Source organism: Beijerinckia sp. L45, assembly GCF_009765775.1.
Taxonomy (GTDB): Bacteria; Pseudomonadota; Alphaproteobacteria; order Rhizobiales; family Beijerinckiaceae; genus RH-AL1.
In genome coordinates this window covers 27151-50626 of sequence record NZ_LMUU01000068.1, presented here as the reverse complement: position 1 = coordinate 50626, position 23476 = coordinate 27151, and the positions used below count along the sequence as shown (strand labels likewise).

At 61.9% G+C, this 23476-nt stretch carries 19 protein-coding genes and 3 pseudogenes; 8 read left to right on the top strand and 14 right to left on the bottom strand.

Going from position 1 to position 23476, the window contains the following annotated elements; all coding sequences use genetic code 11:
- Positions 1–246 precede the first annotated feature (246 nt).
- Positions 247–924, top strand: coding sequence for a GntR family transcriptional regulator (locus GSQ79_RS07115; RefSeq protein WP_246725150.1), 678 nt, complete (start codon positions 247–249; stop codon positions 922–924).
- 8 nt (positions 925–932) lie between these two features.
- Here the strand turns inward: GSQ79_RS07115 and GSQ79_RS07110 are convergent, their stop codons facing one another.
- From GSQ79_RS07110 to GSQ79_RS07060, 11 genes are all read right to left on the bottom strand, one after another.
- Complete coding sequence (locus GSQ79_RS07110; RefSeq protein WP_158808029.1) at positions 933–1535, bottom strand: UbiX family flavin prenyltransferase; 603 nt, start codon at positions 1533–1535, stop codon at positions 933–935.
- 3 nt (positions 1536–1538) lie between these two features.
- Complete coding sequence (locus GSQ79_RS07105; protein ID WP_158808028.1) at positions 1539–2216, bottom strand: DUF4286 family protein; 678 nt, start codon at positions 2214–2216, stop codon at positions 1539–1541.
- Between the two features lie 88 nt (positions 2217–2304).
- Positions 2305–3501, bottom strand: coding sequence for an amidohydrolase family protein (locus GSQ79_RS07100; RefSeq protein WP_158808027.1), 1197 nt, complete (start codon positions 3499–3501; stop codon positions 2305–2307).
- Between the two features lie 20 nt (positions 3502–3521).
- Positions 3522–4094 (bottom strand): amino acid synthesis family protein, encoded by a 573-nt coding sequence (locus GSQ79_RS07095; RefSeq protein ID WP_158808026.1) that lies wholly within the window; start codon positions 4092–4094, stop codon positions 3522–3524.
- Positions 4095–4296: 202 nt separating this feature from the next.
- On the bottom strand, positions 4297–4806 hold the full coding sequence (locus tag GSQ79_RS07090; RefSeq protein ID WP_256378992.1) for a TIGR02444 family protein: 510 nt from the start codon (positions 4804–4806) through the stop codon (positions 4297–4299).
- Positions 4807–4966: 160 nt separating this feature from the next.
- A complete protein-coding gene (locus GSQ79_RS07085; protein ID WP_158808024.1) occupies positions 4967–6430 on the bottom strand; it encodes an aldehyde dehydrogenase family protein in 1464 nt (487 codons plus the stop codon).
- Positions 6431–6648: 218 nt separating this feature from the next.
- Entirely contained in the window at positions 6649–7203 is a 555-nt protein-coding gene (locus GSQ79_RS07080; RefSeq protein ID WP_158808023.1) for a flavin reductase family protein, read from the bottom strand.
- Between the two features lie 40 nt (positions 7204–7243).
- Entirely contained in the window at positions 7244–8749 is a 1506-nt protein-coding gene (locus GSQ79_RS07075; RefSeq protein ID WP_158808022.1) for a 4-hydroxyphenylacetate 3-hydroxylase family protein, read from the bottom strand.
- A gap of 658 nt (positions 8750–9407) precedes the next feature.
- Positions 9408–10286, bottom strand: coding sequence for a transporter (locus GSQ79_RS07070; RefSeq protein ID WP_158808021.1), 879 nt, complete (start codon positions 10284–10286; stop codon positions 9408–9410).
- 300 nt (positions 10287–10586) lie between these two features.
- On the bottom strand, positions 10587–11021 hold the full coding sequence (locus tag GSQ79_RS07065; protein ID WP_158808020.1) for a heme-binding protein: 435 nt from the start codon (positions 11019–11021) through the stop codon (positions 10587–10589).
- Positions 11014–11964 (bottom strand): dihydrodipicolinate synthase family protein, encoded by a 951-nt coding sequence (locus GSQ79_RS07060; RefSeq protein WP_158808019.1) that lies wholly within the window; start codon positions 11962–11964, stop codon positions 11014–11016. The genes GSQ79_RS07065 and GSQ79_RS07060 overlap by 8 nt, the downstream gene beginning before the upstream one ends.
- Positions 11965–12143: 179 nt before the next feature.
- Here GSQ79_RS07060 and GSQ79_RS07055 point away from each other — a divergent pair, with 179 nt between their 5' ends.
- From GSQ79_RS07055 to GSQ79_RS07040, 4 genes are read left to right on the top strand one after another with little or no spacing between them, the layout of a single operon-like run.
- Positions 12144–13547, top strand: a complete 1404-nt coding sequence (locus GSQ79_RS07055) for an MFS transporter (protein ID WP_246725149.1) — start codon at positions 12144–12146, stop codon at positions 13545–13547.
- Positions 13540–14712: an LLM class flavin-dependent oxidoreductase gene (locus tag GSQ79_RS07050; RefSeq protein ID WP_158808018.1), complete on the top strand. Its 1173-nt coding sequence runs from the start codon at positions 13540–13542 to the stop codon at positions 14710–14712. Before GSQ79_RS07055 ends, GSQ79_RS07050 begins: the two co-directional genes overlap by 8 nt.
- Complete coding sequence (locus GSQ79_RS07045) at positions 14709–15995, top strand: LLM class flavin-dependent oxidoreductase (protein ID WP_158808017.1); 1287 nt, start codon at positions 14709–14711, stop codon at positions 15993–15995. Before GSQ79_RS07050 ends, GSQ79_RS07045 begins: the two co-directional genes overlap by 4 nt.
- 1 nt (position 15996) lies before the next feature.
- Positions 15997–16701: an enoyl-CoA hydratase/isomerase family protein gene (locus tag GSQ79_RS07040; protein WP_158808016.1), complete on the top strand. Its 705-nt coding sequence runs from the start codon at positions 15997–15999 to the stop codon at positions 16699–16701.
- A gap of 57 nt (positions 16702–16758) precedes the next feature.
- On the opposite strand, the pseudogene GSQ79_RS29360 reads toward GSQ79_RS07040, so the two are convergent.
- Positions 16759–16956: pseudogene (locus GSQ79_RS29360) on the bottom strand (5,10-methylene tetrahydromethanopterin reductase); the annotation flags it as partial.
- Between the two features lie 487 nt (positions 16957–17443).
- Between GSQ79_RS29360 and GSQ79_RS07035 the strand changes: the two are divergent.
- The gene (locus GSQ79_RS07035) at positions 17444–18454 is read left to right on the top strand and encodes a hypothetical protein (RefSeq protein WP_210253028.1); all 1011 of its coding nucleotides are present in this window, start codon (positions 17444–17446) and stop codon (positions 18452–18454) included.
- Between the two features lie 115 nt (positions 18455–18569).
- Here the strand turns inward: GSQ79_RS07035 and GSQ79_RS07030 are convergent, their stop codons facing one another.
- Positions 18570–20327, bottom strand: a complete 1758-nt coding sequence (locus tag GSQ79_RS07030; RefSeq protein WP_158808014.1) for a SulP family inorganic anion transporter — start codon at positions 20325–20327, stop codon at positions 18570–18572.
- Positions 20324–21355: a sulfate ABC transporter substrate-binding protein gene (locus GSQ79_RS07025; RefSeq protein ID WP_158808013.1), complete on the bottom strand. Its 1032-nt coding sequence runs from the start codon at positions 21353–21355 to the stop codon at positions 20324–20326. The genes GSQ79_RS07030 and GSQ79_RS07025 overlap by 4 nt, the downstream gene beginning before the upstream one ends.
- 783 nt (positions 21356–22138) lie before the next feature.
- On the opposite strand from GSQ79_RS07025, the pseudogene GSQ79_RS30170 reads away from it, so the two are divergent.
- A pseudogene (locus GSQ79_RS30170) lies at positions 22139–23035 on the top strand (tyrosine-type recombinase/integrase).
- Between the two features lie 41 nt (positions 23036–23076).
- Positions 23077–23190: pseudogene (locus tag GSQ79_RS29345) on the top strand (IS481 family transposase); the annotation flags it as partial.
- Between the last annotated feature and the right edge of the window lie 286 nt (positions 23191–23476).

Below are 23476 nucleotides of genomic sequence, written 5' to 3'. Positions count from 1 at the left end.
CCTCTGACGGACGCGAGCGTCCGCTATGCTAAGCGATGAAACCCGGCGACTGGTGATCCGAAGGTCCACGTATTTCTTTGGGCGCTTAAAGGGGGTGGCAATCATGACCCGATTGGATTGCTGACCAAAGCGACACCGGCTAGATAATGGCGACAAAGCGGCTGCTAGCCCGTTTTGACGCGCGAACGCTCTCGGGAAATTGCTCTTGAAAGTTTTTTGCGCGGGTCTACGCCACTCGGAGCTATGATGGACCTCAAGATCGTTGCTCAAACCGTGCAAGGCCAGACGGTCCGCAAACTGCGCGATGCGATCATTTCCGGCATCTTTCAGCCCGGCGACCGCTTGATCGAAGCCGATCTCTGCAACCGCCTCGGCGTCAGCCGCCCGTCGGTGCGCGAGGCTCTCCGCAGCCTCGAGGCCGAGAGGCTGATCATGATTGTCCCCAACAAGGGACCGATCGTCCCGATCTTGACGCTGGTGGAATCCCGCGAGATTTACGATGTGCGGTCACTGCTCGAAGGCGAGGCTGCGGCGCTGTTTGCGGCACGGGCGAGCAAAGAGGCCATCGCCACGATGCGGCGGGCCCTCGACGCGTTCGATGCCGCGGTCAAAACGGACGACAAAAGCGGGCAGCTCGAAACGACCCGTCAGTTCTACGAAGAGATTCTGTCCGGGTGCGGCAACCGCATTATTTACGAGGTTCTGGCAGTGCTTTTGGCACGAATCACCTTCCTCCGTGCCAAATCGATGTCGCAAGAGGGCCGTGCGCAGAAGAGCGGCAAAGAAATGCGCGCGATTTTTCGTGCCATCGCGGCCCACGATTCAGAAGCGGCGCGGACGGCTGCGATGAGTCACGTCCGCTATGCCAGCGAGGCTGCCGCCAAGGCCTATGCAATCGAGCAGAAAAAGCCCACCGCAGCGTAGCGGGCCCGTCAGTCCTCACCGAGGTTTTGTGCCGGCATGCCGGACCAGCGTGCAGCCGACGGAAGATGGATGCCGAACTGATCGATAATTCTCAGCACGACCTGGTCGACGATATCCTCGATCGTTTTGGGGAGCATATAGAACGCTGGAACCGGGGGGCAGATCACCGCGCCCATGCGGGAAAGCTTCAGCATGTTTTCTAGGTGGATGTCGCTGAGCGGCATTTCACGCACCGCCAGAACCAGCTTGCGGCGCTCTTTCAGCACCACGTCGGCCGCCCGCTGGATCAAGCCATTGCCGTGCCCGTGGGCAATGGAGCCGAGGCTTTTGGTGGAGCAGGGCACCACGACCATCCCCATCGTCGGAAACGAGCCGCTGGAGATCGCTGCGCCGAGGTCGCTGTCGGCATAGTGCTTGTCGGCGAGCCGTCGCACAGCCGCGGCCGACAGGCCGGTTTCATATTTGAGCGTTTGGACGCCCCATTTGCTCATCACGAGGTGCGTACGCACCTCCGTATTCCTGAGAACCTCGAGAAGACGGACGCACAGGATCGAGCCGCTTGCCCCGGTCAGGGCGACGATGAGATCCGATGTCTTCTGTGTCTGGGTCATCGGCTACCGCAAGCGGCCGATCTGACGCGGACCATGTTTCTCGAAAACGCTGTATGTGCCGGCAAACCAAGGCAGGGCCGCAAGCCGTTTCCGCCAGGGGGTCGCCCGCGCTGCGGCACGCTCGGGCGCTTCCAGCGCCGAGCGGTCGGCCAGGTAGTGCAGGGCCAGTCGATTGGCCTTTGTCGGTTCGCCATCGAGAATATGAAAACGCCGCACCATCAGCCAGTCCTTGCATCCAAGCAGGAGTGGAACATGATCGAGATCATACCAAGCGTCAAAATCGGGCAACGCGCTTTCCGGGACCTCGAACCACACCGCGTAGAGCACCGCTGCGTCGAGCGCCTGCGCGCCGCTCAGGCCCGGTTGCCTTCGCGTCCCCATCTCGGCGCCGATGTACCGGGTGAACCCGGAAACCGTGCTCAGCATTTCGCGCGTCGTGTCGCTCGGCTGGGTTTTCACGACCTGATAGGCCGACGACGCCATCACCGCCGGATCCGTCATCTCATAGACTGCGAGGTAACCACGGGCGTCATCGGCAAGATCGCGATAACGCTGCGCCGATAGGAAGCCCGGAACATCCATGCGCAATGGGATGTGCTCTTCGTTGTACCAGTCATGGAAACGGGACTCCTGGCCGACAGGAGGAGTCATTTCGGAGAACAGGATTGACGTACCTTGCATGGAATCTCCCGTGGTAGGCGGCTTCCGCCGTTCGATCACGTGCGCGATGATGTTCGCGCACATCCGGCGGGAAGCTCTGGCTCCCGCTTCAATGGGCGGCGCCGGAAAAGTCCATCGGCAGGCGGCAGGATGCCACCCGAATCGTCTTGCAGGGCGCCGGCGTGTTGCGACTGCGGCCGACGAAGCGAGGAACACCCGCCGTGATGACGGCGCCGACAGCCGGGACATCGCCGTTGCGCAGTGCGGCGAACGCATCCTGCTGCGATCCCCCGGCACAGGCGTCGATGAGCACGAGGTCGGCGTCGCGCCCGGTTTGCAGGAAGCCGGAATTCAGCCTGTAGGTCCGCGCGTTATTGCCGGTCGCGGCGGCAATCGCCCATTCGACGGGGAGATCCGACAGGCTCGCCAGATGCGAGATCGTGTAGAGCATGCCGAGCGGCATGATCCCGCTTCCGGTCGGCGTGTCGGTCGCTATGAGCAGACGGTCGAAGGCATCCGCCTGACGCGCCAGCGCCGCGACGAGAAGGGTCGTTCGCAGATTACCGGCCGTACAGACCTGAAGCGCGATGTCGCTTTCCGCGACGAGCCGCGGGAAGTCGGCGTCCGGCATCGCAACCGGGCCGCCGTTGACGTGGAAGGAGACGTGCGGGCGAGCGGCGAGCAGGTGGTCGGCCCAGATGCCGGACGAGCCGGGGATCGACGACCCGCCGGTATGCATCGTCGTGATCATGCCGGCGGCGCGCGCCCAACCCACCTGCTCGGCATACTCGAACGGCGTCGCGAAGCCGCCGAAGCCGGCCTTGGCGAGCCAGACGCCATGGGCGACGAGCTCGGCGAAATCGGCTTCGACCAGTCCGGGCTCGAGGATCACCGATCCGGCGTGCACCCGCATGCCGCCAGGGCGGTAATGCTGGAAGCATCGCGATGCGGCGACCGCCAGCGCCTTGACGCCAACGGGATCGCTGGGACGGCCCGGCACATGAACTTCGGACGCCGAAATGGCGGTGGTCACGCCGCCGTGGAGATAGCTTTCGAGATAGCCGACCGTTTTCTGACGCGGCGTGTAATCGCCGAAGGTGATGTGGACATGGCTGTCGATCAGGCCGGGGATTGCGGTCGCGCCGCCCGCGTCGATGACGACGTCGGCGGCTTCGACGGCCGACGCAGACAGCGTTCCCACGTCCGTGATGACGCCATTCTCGCAGAGAATGGCGTCGCCGGTCGCCAGCGGATCGCGCCAGTCACCAGAGACGATACGCCCGATATTGACGATCGCGGTCTTCATGCTGCGTCCTGCCTTGTCGTTCAAAGAAGACCGTCTTTGCCCTCGATCTTGTCGGCGTGAAGACCGCCGACGCGAGCATCGATGCGGCCGCGATTGGCCAAGCAGATGATCACCGCGATCTCGTCGGCCTGCGGACCATCGGGAATGCTGATCGTCATCCCGTCGTAGTGCGAGCGAACGTATAGCGCATCCTTGTGGGCCAGGGGAATGTCGATCGAAACGCCCGGCGCGCCGCGCTTGGTGAAGGAGGAAATCCAGGCGGCGGCGCCGCCGATCGCCTGACGCAAGGGCGTCGCGAAGGTCGAGGTAACGAGCGCGTTGATGTGCTCCTGCTGGCCGGCGAGGCCGACGATGCCGCCCTTGCCGTAGCTGCAGGCCTGGTAGGGCGCCATGGCCGCGGCAGCGATGTCCGCCAGAGTCTTGCCGAGCTCGGTGCTGGCCTCGATCATCGCCGACAGGTCGGCACCAAATTGGCCGGCCATCGGATTGCGGACGATCCCGACCACTGCGACCTTGCGCAGCGGGTCGCCACCGTCGGCTCCAGGCTGCGTTTCATCGACGATGGTCAAGCTGCGAAGAAGTGTGAGTTGCATTGAGGCTTCCGTTTCTGTCGGCCTCTTGTACGATTGTATGACAATGGATTTCAAGGCATCCGCCGGGCCTTTTCCATTTTATCGCAAATGGAAGGGCCATGCGAAGCGCGGACGACGACCCCGGGAGCCGGGTCCTTTTACGTCAATCTTCTGCGCGACCACGTATTTTCGACCGCGTGCAGCCGCGGTCCGCATTTGCCCGTCAACACGCGTCGAGAAAAGTCTGGCTTGCGCTTCGGATGACCTCCAAATCCGTACAATCGATAAGGCCCAGATACTGGATGCAATACGCATCCAGGTTCTCGAACACGAGTGTGAGTTGCGGTCGGTCGATATGTTCGAGGGAAACGGACGCCGCGAGCATCAGCTGCTGCAGGCGTTCCGCCTCGATCTCGGCTTCCCCAATCCGTGTGCGCAGTTGCGCGGCCGCGGCAGGGTTATGCCGTCGGCCCGCCATCTTCAGCGTGCGACGCGCGGTGCGAAGCGGTATAATGACACCGTCCCGCCAAGACCGGCATGCGTCGTCCGCAGCGGTGATCTGGTCGGCTCGAAACGCACATCCGGTCATGCCAGACCAGACTGCAAAAAGCAGCAGGTTGACGTCCACGCCGCCCTTGTCTTGAAGCGCGACGCACGCCGCTGCGACGCCCGGCAAGGCGTAAAAGTGCATCGAAAAGGTCCAGAAGTCCTGGTCGCTCGCCAAGCTCTTCATGCGGCTCCCGAAGGCTGCTGGATGGTATCACCCGATGGGTAGAAACGCAGCGTCGACCCGTCCACGGCTGGATCGATGTTCACGGCGTCTGATACCGGGATACCGACCAAGATCGGAATCCCGGCGAGGAGTAAGCGAGTCGATGTCGCGGCGGCCTTGCTCAGATCTTGAAGGTGATGTTGATGTTCTTGATCTGGGTGCATTCGAAGAGTTCTTCGATCGACTCCTCGCGCCCCAGCCCCGACTGTTTGTAGCCGCCGAACGGCGCACCCAGATAATGCGTGCCGGCATTGTTGACCCAGATGTAGCCTGCCTCGATGCGGCGTGCGGCGGTGTGGGCCGTCGTCAAGTCGTTTGTCCAAATGGAAGCGGTCAGGCCATACTCACTGTCGTTCACGGTATCCAACATCTGGTCCTCATCGTCCCAGCGAAGGATCGACATGATCGGCCCGAATATTTCCTCGCGCGCGATGGCCATGGTCGGCTGCACATTTGTGAACACCGTCGGCATGAAAAAGAATCCATTGGCGTAGGGAGCATCAGTCATCGGTCTGCCGCCGGCAGCGAGCGACGCGCCCTCGTCGAGCCCGGACTGAACATAGCGCGCGGTCTTGTCCAACTGGGCTTTGTTGACGAGGCAACCCATTTCCGACGCCGGATCGGTCGGCAGTCCGAACGAAATTTTGCCGATGGCCTCCACGATGAGATCCACGACCTGGTCGTGAATCGAACTATGGAGAAAAACCCGTGATGTCGAGCCGCAGGATTGCCCGCACCACGTAAAGTTCATGCCCTGCACGGCGCCCTTTGCAACCGCGGCCGGGTCGGCGTCAGGATAGGCCACAAGCGCGTTCTTGCCTCCAAGCTCGAGGCCAACTTTCTTGAGACTGCTGGCAGCGGCGCGGGCGATCGCCTTGCCCGTCGGAACCGAACCAATGAGAGAGACCTTCGCGATGAGAGGATGCGTCGTCAAGCGCTCGCCGCAAGGCAGGCCGCCCGGCAGGACGCTGATGACGCCGGCGGGAAAGAGCGGGCCGATCAGTTCGGCGAGCCTGAGTGTCGAGAGCGGCGCCTGGTCCGGTGGTTTGATGACGACCGCATTTCCGGCGGCGAGCGGCGCGGCCGCCCGCGTCGCCGCGAAGAGGAACGGATGATTGAAGGCGTTGATGCGGGCGACGACGCCGAGAGGCTCGTGCTCCGTATAGTTCAGGCACCCGTCGCCGAACGGGATGGTACTGCCCTTCAGTTCGGTGGTGAGCCCGGCGAAGAATTCGAAGGCCGCGGCTCCCCCCTCCGCGTCCCGGATCATCCGCCGATACGGTCCGCCGGAATCGGCGGCATCGATCAGCGCAATCTCCTCGGCGTGGGCGCGGATGACGTGCGCGGCTTGCCGAAGGATGGCGGCACGGTCGGCAGGCTTCACCTTTCGCCAGACCTTGAACCCCTCGTGAGCTGCGGCGACCGCCGCATCAACGTCCTCGGCTTCAGCGGCGGCAACATCGCCAAGGCTCTCACCGGTTGCCGGATTGGTCAAGGCCATCCGCGTCCCCGATTTAGAAACATGCCAACCGCCGCCATAATAGAGGTCGCGGCTTCTCGGCAGAGCGTCACGATAGGTTTGCATCAATCCAGTCCTCAAACGGTTGTCGTTGCCGTGGAGCGGCCTTACGCTTTTGTCGACGCCCCGTCGATGTTGGTGGTGTAGAGCAGGATGCATTGCTTATCAGGATGTGTCTGCGCCCGCATGGCAGAGGTCGTTGGGACCATCGAGAACGGCGACGCAGCCGGGCCGCACCTCGACCGCCGCCGCCCCGTCGAGGCGTCAAGTCGCGACACGAAGCGTCACCAGCCGTGAATCCAGTTCGTTTCGTCAAACGGGGTCGGAATTGGAAGGTCACTCTCGAGCCGACGATACTTGCCTCCGAAAAAGACAAGCGGCTTCATCGGCATCTGCGCGGCACGGCGGAAGCATTGGACTTCGCCAAGGATGATGGCGTGATCGCCGGCGGCGTGCACCGCATAGGTGATGCACTCGAACCAGGCGAGCGCTTCGGGCAAAAGGGGTGCGTCGATCACCGCGCCGGCCGCCGGTTCCAGACCTTCCCATTTGTCGCTCAGCGCCCGCGCAAAACGCGTCGACACGTCGCTTTGTTCTTGGGACAGAACATTGACAGCGAACGTGCCGACGGAGGCCCACGCGTCGAAGGCGTTTGAACTCCTCGCCATGTTGAACGAGACAAGCGGCGGGTCCAAGGACACCGACGCGAACGAGCCGACGGTCGCACCCAGTTTGACGCCCGTGTCCGTTACGGCGGTTATGACCGCAACGCCTGTCGGGAACAGACCCAACTGGGTCCGCAGGTCGCGGCTCGTGAACGGGCGGTCGGTCTCGTTCATCGTGCCCTCAATCTTTCCGTCTCAGTTTGCCCACGAACCGTCAAACGCCCAGGGCGAGCGCCTCGTTGACCATCGCGGTGGACCGTTTGAAGTCAAAGCTCCGATACATGTTCTGCTTCACCAGAAACGAAGCGCCGCCATAGAACTTCTCGTATTGCTGGTGGCGGTTGCCGAACTCGGACCCAATAAAGTCCCAGGCCATCCGCAGGAGCGCGGCCCGCTCGCGCGCGGTCGCCGTACCGCTTCTCATGAAGCGTTCGATGTCGGGTGCGGTCACCTCGCTCTCGAAGTCCTTGATGGAGGACGGCATCGTAATCATCGCCGCTCCCGTCAGCTCGCGGATGATTTCGATCATGCGCGGATTGAGCTCCGATTGAAGCGACATGACGGCATACAGGGCCTCCTTGCAGGGCCACACCACGCCGTTCGCATCGATCGTCGCCTTCAGCTCCTGCGCCTCGAGCATTGTCTCGACGATCGAGACGAGGGCCGCGATTTCGCCCATCTGAATCATCACGGGCGGCAAGCCGTCGTTGCCTGTGATCTCATTCATCATCTTGGCCAAGCCGATCATGAAGCGGAGCTTGGTTGCATAGCGCGCCTGGGCCTGAAGGTTGCCATAGGCATGGCCCGGCGTCTTCCACCACTGGTTCCGGCACACCTCGATGTTGCGGTAGATGAACACCTTCTCCCAAGGAACGAACACTTCGTCGAGAACCACGAAACAATCCGATTCGTCGAAGCGCGACGAGAGAGGATGGTCGAACGTGTTGCTGGCCATGCTTGCGAAGGGGCGCCGCGGGTAGAGCCGCAGGCCCTCGGCATTCATCGGAATGCCGACACCGATGGCGTAATTTTCGTCGCCGGCCTGCAGCGGATGAATGCAGCTGAGGTAGAGGTAGTCCGAATAGATGCCTGCCGTGGCGAGCTGCTGCGCACCGGAGATCACGATGCCAGCGTCGGTCTCGCGAACGACGCCGGCATAGAGCGTCGGGTCGCTTTGCTGGTGGGCCGGCTTCGACCGATCGATCTGCGGAGGGACGATCGCATAGGTCGCCCAGAGATGATTGTCGCGCAGCTCCTCGTAGAATGAAACGACGTTGTCGGCGAAATGCTGACCGCCAGCCGCAAAGACTTCGGGAACGGCAGCATAGCCGGCGAAGAAGCCGGCGACGTGGTCGGGCGTTCGCCCGATGAGACCATAGGTCGATGCGGACCAGGTTTCCGAGGCGAGACGCTTGGCGCGCAGGTCCGCGTGCGATCGGGGGATCTGGTAAGCGCGCAGCGTCTGTTCGCCCGAGGCCGAGGTCACGGTCATCCGCTCCGCCATCGCGGGATCGGCGGCGATGTCGAAAAGGCGCGCGCACGATTGGGCAGCGCCGGCAAAGGCTGGATGCGTCGCGACATTCTTGACGCGTTCGCCGTCGACGAACACGGCACGGCCATCGTCGAGTGACCGCAGATACTCCGCTCCGGTGCGGAGCGGTGCAGCGCTGCCAATCGGATGTCCTGAGCCGGCTGTCATGTGCGGAACTACCATGGTCATCGGATCATCCAATTCGAAGCTAAGGCCACTCAACTTAACTACATTATGTACATAAATACCGGATGTCAAGATGGTTGGGGCAGCCTTGGCTCGCCCGCCGATGAATGAAGCCGCACCGGGGCCCGGTTCGAGCTTCGAGCGCCGCCATGACGCGCCCGCGCGGATCGTGATGACAAACCGGAGATGATCGTGAGGCTCTGTGTGCAAAAGCGAGAGTCGCTCCGACAGCCGTCAGAGTGTTGCCAGCATGCCGGCCGAGCGGATCATGGCTGCACGCTTTGAGGGCAAACGGCGCAGCGTCGGCATGTCGGCAGGCTTCGAGGCGGTGGGGGCTCGAAGCGGCAGACAACACAGTTAGTACGCAGCAGGGCCGCCGGCCCGTCCCTGGAGCCGATCCGCAACCGCGCGGGCCAGAATTCCTCGACGACGCACGGCAGCGGGGACCAGGGGGCAACGTCCAAGCCGCCCATCGCATCCGCCGTTACGCCCTGATGAACGTCGAGAGTCCTTCGATCGAACGCGCGACTTGGCAGGGTGCTCCAACAATCAAGAAGCATCGTTCCGATCACGAAACATCGGCCACCTCGTGCAAACCCTTCCAAGGGCGAGAACCGCGAGCGGCGTCCTGGCCGAGACCGGAGGCCAGGACGATGCGGCTCTATTTCGTCGCGATCAGCTGCTTCGCGGCAGCGGGCATGAAACCGGTAACGGGAATCGTGACGCGTGCCCAGACATGCGTGTCGTATTTTCCGTAGTTCGTATTGCCACCCGTTACGAGCGCGTGTGTGGCCTCTACATTTAATGTCGCCCCGCCGAAGTCGTAGCCGATCAGACCGCCGACCGCGACTGTATGGCCCGGTCCCAGAGTGGCGTTCGCCGGGGTCTTCTCGATATCCCAGGCGCCATAGCCAACGAAGCCAAGCTTCCATCTGCCGAACGCGTGCGCGGCCGTCCAGTCGATGTTGAAGTAGTTTGGTTGCTTCAGGCCAGCCGCGTCCGAGGTCGTGACGCCGGAAATCGTATTCGCCGAGAGGATCCACCCATCGCGAAGATAACTCAGTGCCGCGCGTTCCTCGAAAGCCGTGCCGCTCGTTCTGCCGGGAGTCGATAGCGACGTCTGCGTTGCGACACCGGGATAAACACCCTGGCTGAACGAGACAAAGACGCCTTGTCCGAGATTCCACGACAACGAAAGCGGGATCAGAAGCGGCGCGAACACATCGCGTTTGTAGGTGCTCGGCTTGATCCAGACCTCGAGACCTTCCGCAATGATCGACGCCTGGTAGGACGCGCCGAAAAGCTGCCAGCCCGGCGACCAGGTGAGACTCGGAATATCCGCGGTGACGGTCTTGCTTGGACTGGTTCCGTAGTGCGTGAGGTTGGAAACATAAAGCCCGGGTTCAAAGGCAGAACCAAGCGGTAGCCCCATGGTTACGCCAGGCGGCGTCCATGACGCAGCAGATGCCGTGCCAGCGGAGCCCGATAGAACTGCGAGAAGGGCCGAAAATAAGATGCCCTTGTGATTATTGCCGGCCATTGGGTTCGACTTCCTTCGTAGAGCTTGCATGTGTTTTTTAGACGGCCGGAGCTATGTAATGGGCGCGTTAGCGACCACCTGCGGCATCGCTTATGCCGCTATGCGATGAGACGGAGTGCGGCGGTCGTTAACTTTTGGATCACAGTCGTCGCCGAGCCGCATAAACAAGTCATACGATATATTCGATCCGTCTATATGTAATCAGCATTGTTTTCTAAATATTGTTCCAATAAAGCATAAGACTGTTACTTTCGAGCGTGTTTGATAACCCTTATGTTCTCAAAGGGTGCGTCCTTCACTCTAGGGGTGGAAATTTGCCTGAGCCCTGAAGTAATCGATCGCCGCCTGCGCGACGATCTGATCCTGTTCCGCGCTTCCCGAACTCACGCCGATCGCGCCGACGATCGCGCCTGCGACGGTGACGGGCAGGCCACCGCCGATGATCGAGAAGTGACCGCCATTGGTGACGTGGATACCGAAAGTCGGCTTTCCCGGGACGCAAAGCTGGTTGTAGACGTGGGTCCCGTTGCGGGCCGCGGCAGCGGTGAAAGCCTTGTCGATCGCGATGCTGATGCTGCTGATCTTCCCGCCGTCCATGCGGCGGAAGTCGATCAGGTTTCCTGACTCGTCCGCCACCGCGATGCACATGGGCACGCCGATCGCGAAGGAAGAGGCGATGGCGCCCTCGAGAAGGAGGCTGGCCTCTTCGAGCGAAAGCCGTTTGACGTCAAGCATGAGTCTTTTCCTTGAGATGCTGCGAGAATGCAGTGAGGTAAACGCGGAGATCGTCGTGCGATTTGCCGACGACCGCGCCGTAGGGTGGATAGGGGTCTCCCAGGTCGGCGCCGAGGATTGCGGACGCCGCCTTCATGACGGCGGCTAGACCGAATTGCATCCACCGCGAGGGGAACGTGGCGAAGAGCTTCTGGCCCTCGATCGCCGACGCGAGATCGCCGCGACTGTACGCTTCCATGATGAGCCGCGCGAGGTGGGCGGCAGGCGCCGGAAGCGTGACACCGGAGCCACCAAGCTGAAGACTGATCAGCAGCATCTGCATCGTCGTGTAGTAGCGGGCATGGCCCGCGTGATCGATCTCCGCGATGAGGCGGGAGACACGCGAAAGATCCCGTGAACTTTCCTTGATGTATTGGATGGCCTCGATCTGTGCCAATTCGATCGTCAAAGGGATCGAGACGTCCTCCCCGGGGCCGGCATTGAGATAGAGCACGATCGGAAGCGACGTCTCCCGCGCCACGAGTTCGAAGTAGCGGATCAGTTCAGCATGTGTATGAGCGCCGCCCGTCGGCTTTCGCGGAGCGAGAAGCTGAACCGCCGAGGCTCCATGGCGCTCCGCGACGTGAGCGAGCTCGACGGCGATCTTGAAGGACGGATGAGAAATGCCGGCGGCGACCGGCCGCCTCCCCGCCACGGCATCGATCGTCGCGCGAACGAGGTCGCACCGCTCGATGTGGGGCAGGAACTGGTACTCTTGCGCTTCGACGCCGGCGGCGATGACCAGCGATGCGCCGCAGACGTCGACGACATAGTCGACGGACGTCTTGAGCTTCGCGTAGTCGACATGAAGATCCGCGTCGAACGGCGTCAAAGGCGGAACCATGGTGCCGGGCGCTAAGAGCAGCCCCGCCGTGGGGCCATCTTTGATCTTATGGTTTTTCATCATACGTTCTTCTGGATGCCGCTGTTGCCGTTTTCCTAATAGCGACCAGAGCACATGTTTGTAAAAGGATGCATATTCCAAAGATAAGCAGATCTTTGGAATATCGAGTTCTAGCAATGCGCGATCTCTACCGATAACGTTTGGTTTCTTTACGAACCAAACCTTCCTCGAGATCCATTATGATGCCGACCACGGAACACATCGACGTCGCGGAATACATCGAGATCAAAGAAGACAGGACTAGCGGATTCGTCGGCGCGTACCTCGGCTGGGCTTTCGACGGTTACGAAACGTTCGCAACGGTTCTTGTCGCGCCCGCGATCGTCAATGACCTTGTCGGCCCCGGTATCGCAAGGTCGAGCCCGCTTTATGTCGGCGGCATCCTGGCGGCGACGCTGGTTGCCTGGGGCTTCGGCGGGCTGGCCGGGGGAATCCTTGCGGACTATGTTGGCCGGCGCCGCGTTCTCATCCTCTCGATTCTCTGGTACTCCATCTTCGCCGCTGTTACGGCGTTCTCGAACAATTACGTCATCTTCCTGGCCCTGCGCTTCCTGACCGGGATCGGGATGGGGGCCGAGTGGGCCGCGGGCAGCTCCCTTGTTTCCGAGCTATGGCCCCCAAAGTGGCGCGGTCGCGCGATCGCGGTCCTGCAGAGCGGCTTCGGGTTCGGTTTCATCGCGGCGACTGTCGCATGGCACTACGTCAACACGGGGTCGAGTGGATCGTGGCGCTGGATGTATCTGATCGGTGCAGCCCCGGCCGTTGTGGCGCTGTTGATCCGTCGGAAGGTTCGCGACCCGAAGCTTTGGGTCGAGGCGAATGCGAAGCGTCGTGCCATCAAAGAGGATCTCGGAAGTGGCGTCGCGGTTAGCGCGCGGAGCCGCGAATTTGCGAAGCTGACCGTTTCGCAGATCTTCGAGTCGCCCCTCTTGCGGAAGCGGGTCGGCCTTCTCCTTCTCGCGGCGCTGAGCACGACACTGGGCTGGTGGGCCGTGTCCGCCTGGATTCCGCAGTTCGTGGCGCAGCAAGTCGCCGGAAAAGTCGCGGACGTTCCGCAGGCCGTCACCTACGTCGTGATCGCCTACAACGTTGTCGGAATCATTGGCTATCTCGTCATGGGCTGGCTGGCCGATACGATCGGGCGCAAGCCGACCATGATGATCTACTTCGCCGGTTCGCTCATCGCCGTCCCGCTCCTCTTCCTCGTTCCCGCGGGTCCTGTCGCGCTGATCGGGCTGGCTGGAATCAACGGTTTCTTTACGCTCGGCCAATGGACCTGGATCGCCCTATACCCGACGGAACTGTTCCCGACCCATGTGCGGTCGACCGCAATCACGCTGGTTTTCAATACGACCCGCTTCGTTGTGGCCGTTGGTACCCTCCTCAGCGCCGAAGCGGTCCATTTGCTTGGCAGCATCAGCACGGCGGCAACGGTCATTGGCAGCGCCTATGTCGTTGGTCTCCTCGTGACACCTTGGCTTGGCCCGGAGACCAAAGGATTGCCGCTTCCCGACTTCGACGACTTAAAATACGATGACGTCGTCAACAGCTCCAATCTGAAGTTTGGAATGCAACATGGTTGAGGTGTTATTCAAGCAACGCGACGATCGCGCGGCGGAATCCCAGGAAAGCCCGCTGGCCCGCGTCTCCCGCCAACCGATGATGCTCGGCCTCTTCCTGCCGACACAGACGGGCGGCTTCTCGCAGTCGACCTATCCGAGGGGAACGCGGTGGGACTTCGACTACAACAAAGCACTGACCCTCAAGGCCGAAGACGCCGGATTCGACTTCGTGTTCGGCCTCCAGCAGTGGGTGCCGAAAGGCGGCTTCGGCGGCGAGATCCATTACCGCGAGAATTTCCTCGATCCTTTCATCTCCACGGTTGCCCTCGGCGCCGTGACAACCCGCATCCTTACGATTTCGACTGTCCACGTGCTCTACGGGAACTGGCATCCGCTGCACCTGGCCCGGTTCGCCGCGACAGCCGATCATATCTCCGGTGGCCGCTTCGGGCTCAACATCGTTACCGGCTACGATGCGCGCGAACCGCTGATGTTCGGCATGGAGCGGATTGAGCACGACAAGCGTTACGAACAGGCCGACGAGTTCGCCACCGTCATGGAGAAGCTTTGGGACGGCGAAGACAACCTAACCCATGACGGTCCGTTCTACCGTCTGCAGGATGCCTACGTCTCGCCACGCCCGGTCTACGGACGGCCGATTCGTGTCTCCGCTTCGGCGTCCAAGGCGGGCTTCGGCTTCGCCGCGAAACATTCCGACATCGTGTTTACGTCGAGCCCGGCCGGTGCCGTCTTCGACAAGGCGATCGAGGCGTTGCCTGCCCACGCGGCAGAGATTCATGCCGCCTATGCGAGCGAAGGGCGTGAGGGCAAGGCGATCATCTTCCCGATGATCATTTGCAAGCCGACCCGATCGGAAGCGGAAGCGTACCACGACCAGATCGTCAAGCACGCGGATCTCGCGTCCATCGCGGCTTACAGCAACCGGCATGCAAAGGGGGACGCCCACGGATGGCTGCAGCACGTGCCCGCAGACCGCGTGCTCGGTGGCCACATCCAGATCGTCGGCGATCCCGATGACGTCGCAAAGGCGATCGGCCGGCTGCATGACGCCGGGCTGAATGGCGTCCAGATCGGGTTCTACGACTACGCCCCCGACCTGGCCTTCTTCACGTCCGCCGTGCTCCCCCGGCTGAAGGCGATGGGACTTCGCCTGGCCGCCGCATGAACGGCGACCTCATCCTGAACGTCACGGTGATGGGTCTCGGGATGCATCTCGGCGCTTGGCGTCATCGGCCTCACCCCGCGACGGACTATCTCGACCTCGACTATTATCGGGCGATCGGTCGCATCGCTGAGCGAGGCTGTCTCCACGCGGTTTTCCTCGCCGACACGCTTGCCGTCAGCGAGGAGAACTTCGAGCGCCCCAACCTTGGTGCCATGGATCCGATCACCGTGCTTGCGGCGTCGACGCGCGACATCGGGCTCGTTGCGACGGCGTCGACGAGCTACAACGAGCCGTTCAACCTCGCACGTCGGTTGGCAACGCTCGACCACATCAGTCGCGGCCGTGCGGCGTGGAACGTCGTCACCACTTTCGTGCCCGATGTCGCTGGCAACTTAGGCGACGAGCTGCTGCCGCCCCATGCCGCGCGCTACGCCAGGGCGGAGGAGTTCGTCGACGTCGTGATCGGCCTCTGGGAAAGCTGGGACCAGGATGCGCTCGTCGGCGATCGGTCCTCCGGGCTGTTTGCGGATTCCTCGAAGGTGAAGGCGATCGACCATCGCGGACCCTTGTTTTCCGTTCGCGGTCCGAGCACCTTGCCGCGCTCCGCACAAGGACGGCCGGTCCTGTTCCAGGCCGGCGCCTCTGCGGAAGGCCGCGCCTTGGCGGCCCGCGTGGCCGACGTCGCGTTTACCGCCCAGAACACGATGGAGGGCGCGAAAGCCTTCCGCACCGACCTTCATGGCCGCGCCACGGCCTTGGGAAGGGCGCCGAGCGCCGTAAAAGTCTTGCCTGGCCTGCTGCCGATCCTGGGCGGGACAGAGGCCGAGGCGAGCCAGCGCAAGGACGAGCTGGACGCGCTCGCGGGTGACGCCGAGTTGCGGAAGCTCGCGCTGCGGGTCGGCGTCCCAATCTCGGACCTCGCCCTCGACCGGCCATTGCCTCTGTCGCAGATCCAAGCGAACCAGGGTTTTCGCGGCTCGCAAGGGTTCCAGGCCGCCGCGGTCGGGCTGGCCACGGCCGAGAACCTGACCGTCAGGGAGATCCTCTACCGCAACGGCGGCGGTCATCTGCAGATCGTGGGGACTCCCGAGCAGGTCGCGGACACCATCGACCTCTGGCATCGCGACGGCGCCGCGGACGGCTTCAACCTCATGATCGACGAACTGCCGTCGGGTCTCGAGGACTTCGTCGATCAGGTGATTCCCCTTCTGCAACGACGCGGCATTTTCCGAAACCACTACACCGGCGGATCGCTAAGATCGAACCTCGGACTTGGAGCCTGACTTGATACGTTATGACCTTCGCGACTCCGTCGCGCACATCGTCCTCGATACCCCCGGTACCTCGAACCGTTTCACGTACAGCTTGATGAACAACTTCATCGCTGCGCTCGCGTCGGCATCGGCGAGTGGTGCGGCCGTGTTGGCGATCAGCGCCGAAGGCGCGGACTTCACGCTTGGTCGCGACCAGAAGGAACCGCAACCCGATGTCGGGCGCCGCGCGAACCTTCGCCTGATCCTGCGCGCCAACGAACTGTTGCAGGGCTTTCCGGGCGTCAGCGTCGCTCTGATCCACGGGCGCTCCATGGGGTTCGGAACAGGCATCGCGCTTCACAGCGATATTTCCGTCGCGGCGCGGAGCGCGGTGTTTGGCTTCGACGAGATCGTGCATGGCCTGGCGCCCCTGGTCGTGCTGGACTATCTGCCGCGCTATGTCGGACCCAAGGTCGCCAAGGAACTCGTCGTCACCGGGCGCGACGTGCCGGCCCAGGAGGCTCTCGCCCTTGGCTTGATCAATCGCGTCGTCGACGACGAGGATCTCGTGGAGACCGGCAAGGCCCTCATAGCGAGGCTCTCCGGATTTTCGCCAGGCGCCCTTCGCCTGATCCAGAGCTTTGCGGTTGAACTCGAGCACGTCAAGGGACCGGATGCCGGCGCGTTGGCGGTAGATCGATTGGCCGACTGGCTCGAGGCCGGTCGTCCCTCATAAGCTAATAGACTCGCGAGGCGTGAAGCCGCGCCACACACACGTTCACTCCCGCCTCGCCTTGTTGACGTCGTAAAAGCGAACGACATCGGCAATGAAGATCCCGTCAAATTCCGCGTTCGAGCGTCTGGGCAAGGTCCGTCCCATAGGACAGAGCCTTGTATCGCCAGGCTGGTCGCGCGGATGAGCCCATAAGCCCGACAATTGATGGCCGACGCAGTTCATATCGAACGCGTCGAGTCCGATCTGCCGACCCATCGTGCTCTCTCTATCGGGCCGCCGGCCAGGCCTGCAGCCGTAAGTCTGCAAACCATATGTAAGACGCCACAGCACATTTGGCGTCTTGCCGAAACTTCCCATCCGACGACGTCGATCGTCAATGGATCAGAGTTCTGAAAATATTGAAAGTTGTAGAACAAACATCATCGAAAGTGTCGGCCCGAAAGCATTCTAGATGCGAGGAGGTAGCCGGTTCGATATTGGCAAGAGGGTAGCGAACGGTCACTTCGCGCTTCGCCCCGCGAAGCCGTCGGGTCGCCGTCAGCAGGCGCCTGCGGCTTATCCGATGCCGTTGGAGTCAGTAACGACAAGGTTATGGCAGAACGTTGTGCTGTGGCCCGCGGCTTCGACGAAAGGGGCGAACGGCAAAGAGCGCTTTGTGGAGGCACAAAGTTCTGAATTGAAAAAATCGCTTTCGCGATTGTGAATCTGCAAACACACTATGGCCGCTTGCTGGAGCGTCCTGATGTTTCCAACGTTTATTAAAGAGCGGCCTTCAACGGGTACCCTCGCGAGAGCGAGCGATGCGTCCCGCGATACGGCTATGGCACTGGTCGTCGGATCGGCGGCCTTCGCGTTCTGCTTGTACCCGTTGCCGGGACGGCTCGATGCGCTTCGCCTTTCTTCGACTGCACCAATTGCCGCATCGCCTAACGATGAAAAGCCCGTCGACGACGTAACGACCATCGCACTCGGCCCGCGCGGAGAAGACGTTCGGTTGAGTGGCGCAATCGCCGAAGGCGCCGCCGAACGGCTCGACATCCTCTTGAATGCGCATCCTCGGGTTACGCGGATCCACCTGACGAGCGAAGGCGGTCTGACCGACGAAGGCCAGAGGCTCGGTGACGTCATCGCCCAGCATCATCTGGTAACCTACGTTCCGGACTATTGCGTTTCAGCCTGCACGTTGTTGTTCATACGAGGGGTGGAGCGGCTTATGCTCCGCGGGGCCCGCCTGGGCTTTCATGCGCCTTACGACGTCGGCGCGTCCGGGGAGGATATCGTCGTCGACAGTTCCGACGAGCGTGAGGCGTATATTGCGGCCGGCGTCGAGTCCGCGTTCGTCGACGCCGCCCTGAAAGTCTCGCCATCGGACATCTGGTTCCCGGAGCCGGAAACCCTGGTCCGCGCTCGAGTCGCGACCGGCTCCGTTGGCGCGGACCGCTTTCCCGACTCCAACCTTGACGGGATGGACGATGCGAAGGGTGCGAGGGAGACGATCGTCCGCAGCTTCCCATCCTTGCAGGCCGCGGATGCCGGAGACGTGGCGATTCTCGACCAAGCCGTTGCCTGGTATCTTTCTGCCTATGCGGATGGCAAATCCGAAGCGACGGTTCGGCGCAAACTGCAGCGTTACGCTGCGTTGGCCGAAATGCAACGGGGAGCTACAACGACCGGCGTGGCGCACACTGTTATTGCATCCGAAGGTTCAACGCGGATTCAAGGTGTGGCGTTCAGGAGTGCTTCGACGCCGTGAAACGAGTCAGGCGATCTATATCGCCGAACCCCGGAGGCCATCGCCGGCGGAATACGCCCATGGCCGATCATGTCGGAGCGACGTGACGCTAATCCCGTCTTTGGGATTCTCGTAATTAGACGACGTAATAGAGCTGTTTACGCGCACTTGTGTCACGCACCACAAATCGCGCGCGGATCGCGGCGATCGCGGAAAGGGTGGCCGAATAATCGTGGGTCCCGTGCGGAAAAAGGCGCTGCTCCGGCAACCAATCGAAAAACGCGAGGCGACGGAAGGCGGCGAGAAGGTCGGGCCGCAGTCCCGCCAGCCAGACCTCGATGCCAGCGTTCTGGCTCGTCTTGATGAAATGTTCAATCAGCTCGAGGCTGACCACATCGGGATTGCGGACGCGTTTGAGGCGTAGAAGCACGACCTTGATTTGGTTGGCATCAGCCTGACGTCTGATGCTGTGAAACGCGTTCTCGAGTTCGGGCGCGGCGCCGAAGAACAATTCGCCTTCCAAGTCGTAGATCAGCATGTCGTTTGACCGCGAATCGGACGGTTGCTTGGCGCGGACGATCGCCTCGTCGTCGACGATGAGTTCAGTAACGTTCAGCTTCGCCGCGCGCGGCACGAAGAGGATGATGGACATGGCGACCCCGATCAGGATCGAGATGTCGAGGCCGAACGCGATCGCGGAAAGGCCCGTCGCGATGACGACTCCGGCGTCCATGCGCGACGCGCGTAGTGTGTAGGATAGACGTTTGAAATCGACGAGGCGGGCGGCCGTAAGCAGCAGCAGCGCGGCGAGCGCCGGCTTGGGCACGAAGCGCGCGAGCGGCGCCAGCGCGAGCACCGCGACGGCCACGAGGAGCGCCGTCAGAATGCCGGAAAACCGGGTCATCGCCCCGGCCTGAAAATTGATCGCGGACCGCGACAAAGAGCCGGACCCGGGCAAGCACTGAAAGAAGCCGCCGGCGAGGTTGGCGAGGCCTTCCGCAAGGATTTGCCTGTTATAGTCGAGAGGTTGCCGCGTTTGATTTGCGATGGCTTTGGCGATCGCGAGCGCTTCCAGAAGGCCGAGGAAGGCGATGGCGAAAGCATCGGTCGTCAGATCCCAGGCCCACTTGAGCTGGACCGTCGGAATGTGCGGCGTCGGCAGGGAGCTTGGCACCGTGCCGGCAACGCCGATGGCTGTCTTGCCGTCAAGGCCGGGGACCGTCCAACCGGCTGCGTAGGCGCCGAGGGCAACGGCAATGAGCACAGTGAGCATGTCGAACTGAGGCAGGCTGTAACGCCGAACGATTTTGCGCAGCAGGACGGCGAGAACGAGGGCCGTAACGCTCGCGACGATCGCTTTTGGGTTCGCGGCGTCGCCTGACGTCACGGTCAGCCACAAACGATACAAGACGTGCTGCGTTCCGGTTCCCTTGTCCTTCAGGCCGATCGCATTGCTAATCTGTCCGATCGCCAGCAGCGCGGCAGCGGCCGCCATGAACCCCAGGATGACGGATTCGGAAATGTAGCGCGTGAGATCGCCAAGCCGAAACACCGCGATGAAGATCTGAATCGCCCCCACCATCGCGCCGAGCATGAACATGGCTTCCGCCGCCTCGACGCGCTGATCGGGATCGAACATCGCCAAGGCGCTGAAGACGACGAGCGATATGGCACTGGTCGGCCCATTGATCAGGTGTGACGACGAACCAAAGATCGATGCGACAAGGGTCACGAGGATCGCGGAATAGAGACCGTAACGCGGATCGACACCGGCAAGAAGCGCGTAGGCCATGCCTTGCGGCAGCGAAATCGCGGCGACGGTAAGCGCGGCAACCAGGTCGCGCCGAAAGATGGCGATCGTATAGGGACGACTGACCGCCGAGGGCGCTTTCATTTCTTGCGGCTCCCAAGGATTGTTTCGATGACGCCGTTCTCGCTGAAGAACTTCTGATTGGCGGCGGTCCAGTCGTGGGCGACGGCTGTAATCGGCACGAGTTTCATATCAGGAAAAGTGACGCCGGCTCGCCGGGCGGCTCCGACTTGAAAGGGTCGGTAACCCAGGCGCGCGATCGTCTCTTGAGAGTGGTCATCGTAGAGAAATCGGAGATAGGCTTGGGCGGCTTGCAGCCGGGGCTTGTCGGACAGCGCGCTGTCGACCCAGGCCACATAAGGTTCGGCAAGGATGCTGATCGGCGGATAGACCACCTGCAGCTTGCCTTTGGAGTCCGCGACCTCGCGAAGAGCCTCGTTCTCCCACGTGAGGTGGACATTGCCGGTGCCCTGCAAGGCGAACGTGGTCGCGGCGCCGCGAGCGCCCTCGTCCAGCACAGGTGTGTGCTGAAACAGGGCCTGAAGAAAGCCCAACGCATCGGCGTCCGAGCCGCCCCGCGACGTCACGGCCGCCCATGCGGCGAGGGCGACCAGCTTGCCGTTGCTCGAGGTGCGTGGGTCGGGCGTGACGACCTCGAGCCCTGGTGCGATCAGGTCTGGCCAATCCTTGATCGCGCGGGGATTGCCTTGCCGCACCACGAAGACGATGGTGGAGGTATAGGGGCGCGAATGGTTGGGGAGCCGATCTTCCCAGCCGGACGCGATCAAGCCGCGCTTTTGCAGAGCTTCGACATCTGAATACAGGCCGAGCGTGACGACATCGGCGGACTGTTCCCCGCTGATGACCTTTCGCGCCTGGCGCGACGAGCCGCCATGAGATTGCACGATGGTGAGGTGGCGCCCCGTGTCCTTCTCATAGCCTGCCGCGAAAAGAGGGTTTAAGGCCGCATAGAGTTCTCGCGTCGGATCATAAGATACGTTGATCAACTGTCGTCCCGGGTCGGCGGGAAGATTCTTCAGAAATATAAGCGAAAGTCCGACAACGGCCGCGCTAACGCCGAGGCCGTTCAACCACGGATTTGCTTTGCGCATCGTCACCGCCCACGAAGTGCGCTCAAATGATCGTTGAGTGCCAGCTATCATCAGCCATGCTGATCTTTTACACCATCGCGCCTTTAATATAGAGCGGCAATACCAGTCGAAAACATTTCCACGCGGTATCTAAATTATGGTCGCAAATCCTATTTCTGTACAAAATCTTGGTGCATTTAATCTGAGAAGCATTCTGATGGGCGTCGACACTGACCGCCATGTCCCGCAGGCGGGCTTAAGGTCGAGGTGCGCTCCAACCATAATGTCATCGCGCCGGAATCGTTTTCGTTCAGCTCCTCCGTCCAAAATCAAGCCAGGACGGTCGCGGAGGCGACACGCCGATCTTCCTCGATCACGGTCCGCGCCCCGCACGAGATGAGAAGCCAGCCCAAGCGCAAATCAGAGCTGATAAACAGAGGCAAGATGCCGAAATCACTTGCTTTAATGCTCAAGCCTTCGAGGCAACTGGTGGGCCGGGCAGGATGGCATGCCCGCGCCTTTTTAGCGTTCAAGAACAACGGCTTGCATTCTGACCTTAGTGACCTGTTATGCACGTTGTGATGCATATGCGCAAGCGTCGCGCTCGTGCCGACCTAGGTTTTTGGGAAGATCTTGGCACCAGGAGGATAGCTCTACCGATAGGCAGCTTTGGCCGTGGAACGAACCCGCTTCGCGGGAGGGCGCGCGTGTTGAGGGAGAAGTAAAGTCCCAACGATTGCACTTCGGTTGAGCGATCTCTGGTGTGGGCAGACCATCGCGGCTCCCTAACTTGAGGAGCTTACGATGAACGAGGTCACTCTTGCCGCCCCGATCAGCCCGCTGCGCCAGCGACTGATCGACGATATGGCCATGCGCCGGTTCTCGTACGAGACCCGACGCAACTACATCCGCGATGTGGGACGCTTCGCGACGTTCCTGTGGCGCTCGCCGACACGGCCACGGCGGAGGATCTGCGCCGCTTCCAAGTCGAGCAGCGCGAGGCCGGCGTCCCGGTGCCGACGATGAACGGCATCGTCGCGGCGCTGCGGTTCTTCTTCACGCACACGCTCGACCGTCCCGATCTATCCCGCAGGCTGGTTCCGGTAATCCAGCCACGCAAGCTGCCGATCGTGCTGAGCCCCGACGAGATCGGCCGCTTGCTCAGCGCAACAACCTGCCTCAAGCACCAGGCCGCGCTGTCGGTCGCTTATGGCGCGGGTCTGCGCGTTGCCGAGGTCTCGAGCCTGAAGGTCAGCGACATCGACAGCGAGCGTATGCTCCGGATCGAGCGCGGCAAAGGCGGGCAGTATCGCAACGCCATGCTCTCGGCGGACATGCTTGCCTTGCTGCGCGAGTGGTGGAAGGCCGGCCGGCAACAAGGCGTGATGCACCCCAAGGGTTGTCTGTTTCCAGGCCAGCACGCAGGCAACCCATCAGCACCCGGCAGCTCCATCGGATCGTCGTCGAGGCGGCGCATGCAGCCGACATCGCTAAGCGGGTCGGACCCCATACGCTGCGTCACAGCTTTGCGACGCACCTGTTGGAAGACGGCGTCGACATTCGCGTCATCCAGGCGCTGCTTGGCCATGCCAAGCTCGACAACACGGCGTTCTATACGCGTGTCGTGACGCGGATGGTGCGGACCGTGCAAGCCCGCTCGACAAGATAGCCATGCTGATCGGAGGAACGCCTGGCGCCTGACGCGTGGTGGCGCCATCGATGGAGGTTGCTGACATCCTGCGATCGAGACCATCCCCTACGCCATCCACACCGTACTCACCGACAACGGGATTCAATTTACGTTTCCGCCTCGGTATGCGGATGGGCCGACAGCAACTTACATGACCCACATGTTCGGCGCCTTGGCGTCAAAACCGGAATTGTCGATCTGGGCCGCCCTGGGCTTGCCCGAACTCCCGACCATGGGATTGCCGACGTCAGCAGCTGCATCTTGATGCAAACATGCGCGGCAAGGTCCAGCAGAGCGACCTTTTGCATGACCGGATCACGAATCCGGGAACATCCAAATGCATTTCCAATACTTCCCGATTTTTTGGATAGAATTTCCTGACCGTAGCTAGATTTTTATCCCGCGACATCGCGCCTGCCTCTTGCGTTAATTAATAACGCGCTACCGGATAT

Bases quoted from the DNA above. Each gene is read 5' to 3' on its own strand.
- GSQ79_RS07105 (WP_158808028.1), bottom strand. From the start codon at position 2,216: ATGCAAGGTACGTCAATCCTGTTCTCCGAAATGACTCCTCCTGTCGGC.
- GSQ79_RS07060 (WP_158808019.1), bottom strand. From the start codon at position 11,964: ATGAAAAACCATAAGATCAAAGATGGCCCCACGGCGGGGCTGCTCTTA.
- GSQ79_RS07115 (WP_246725150.1), top strand. From the start codon at position 247: ATGGACCTCAAGATCGTTGCTCAAACCGTGCAAGGCCAGACGGTCCGC.
- GSQ79_RS07070 (WP_158808021.1), bottom strand. From the start codon at position 10,286: ATGGCCGGCAATAATCACAAGGGCATCTTATTTTCGGCCCTTCTCGCA.
- GSQ79_RS07055 (WP_246725149.1), top strand. From the start codon at position 12,144: ATGATGCCGACCACGGAACACATCGACGTCGCGGAATACATCGAGATC.
- GSQ79_RS07085 (WP_158808024.1), bottom strand. From the start codon at position 6,430: ATGCAAACCTATCGTGACGCTCTGCCGAGAAGCCGCGACCTCTATTAT.
- GSQ79_RS07035 (WP_210253028.1), top strand. From the start codon at position 17,444: ATGTTTCCAACGTTTATTAAAGAGCGGCCTTCAACGGGTACCCTCGCG.
- GSQ79_RS07075 (WP_158808022.1), bottom strand. From the start codon at position 8,749: ATGACCATGGTAGTTCCGCACATGACAGCCGGCTCAGGACATCCGATT.
- GSQ79_RS07025 (WP_158808013.1), bottom strand. From the start codon at position 21,355: ATGCGCAAAGCAAATCCGTGGTTGAACGGCCTCGGCGTTAGCGCGGCC.
- GSQ79_RS07100 (WP_158808027.1), bottom strand. From the start codon at position 3,501: ATGAAGACCGCGATCGTCAATATCGGGCGTATCGTCTCTGGTGACTGG.
- GSQ79_RS07050 (WP_158808018.1), top strand. From the start codon at position 13,540: ATGGTTGAGGTGTTATTCAAGCAACGCGACGATCGCGCGGCGGAATCC.
- GSQ79_RS07095 (WP_158808026.1), bottom strand. From the start codon at position 4,094: ATGCAACTCACACTTCTTCGCAGCTTGACCATCGTCGATGAAACGCAG.
- GSQ79_RS07080 (WP_158808023.1), bottom strand. From the start codon at position 7,203: ATGAACGAGACCGACCGCCCGTTCACGAGCCGCGACCTGCGGACCCAG.
- GSQ79_RS07065 (WP_158808020.1), bottom strand. From the start codon at position 11,021: ATGCTTGACGTCAAACGGCTTTCGCTCGAAGAGGCCAGCCTCCTTCTC.
- GSQ79_RS07045 (WP_158808017.1), top strand. From the start codon at position 14,709: ATGAACGGCGACCTCATCCTGAACGTCACGGTGATGGGTCTCGGGATG.
- GSQ79_RS07110 (WP_158808029.1), bottom strand. From the start codon at position 1,535: ATGACCCAGACACAGAAGACATCGGATCTCATCGTCGCCCTGACCGGG.
- GSQ79_RS07090 (WP_256378992.1), bottom strand. From the start codon at position 4,806: ATGAAGAGCTTGGCGAGCGACCAGGACTTCTGGACCTTTTCGATGCAC.
- GSQ79_RS07030 (WP_158808014.1), bottom strand. From the start codon at position 20,327: ATGAAAGCGCCCTCGGCGGTCAGTCGTCCCTATACGATCGCCATCTTT.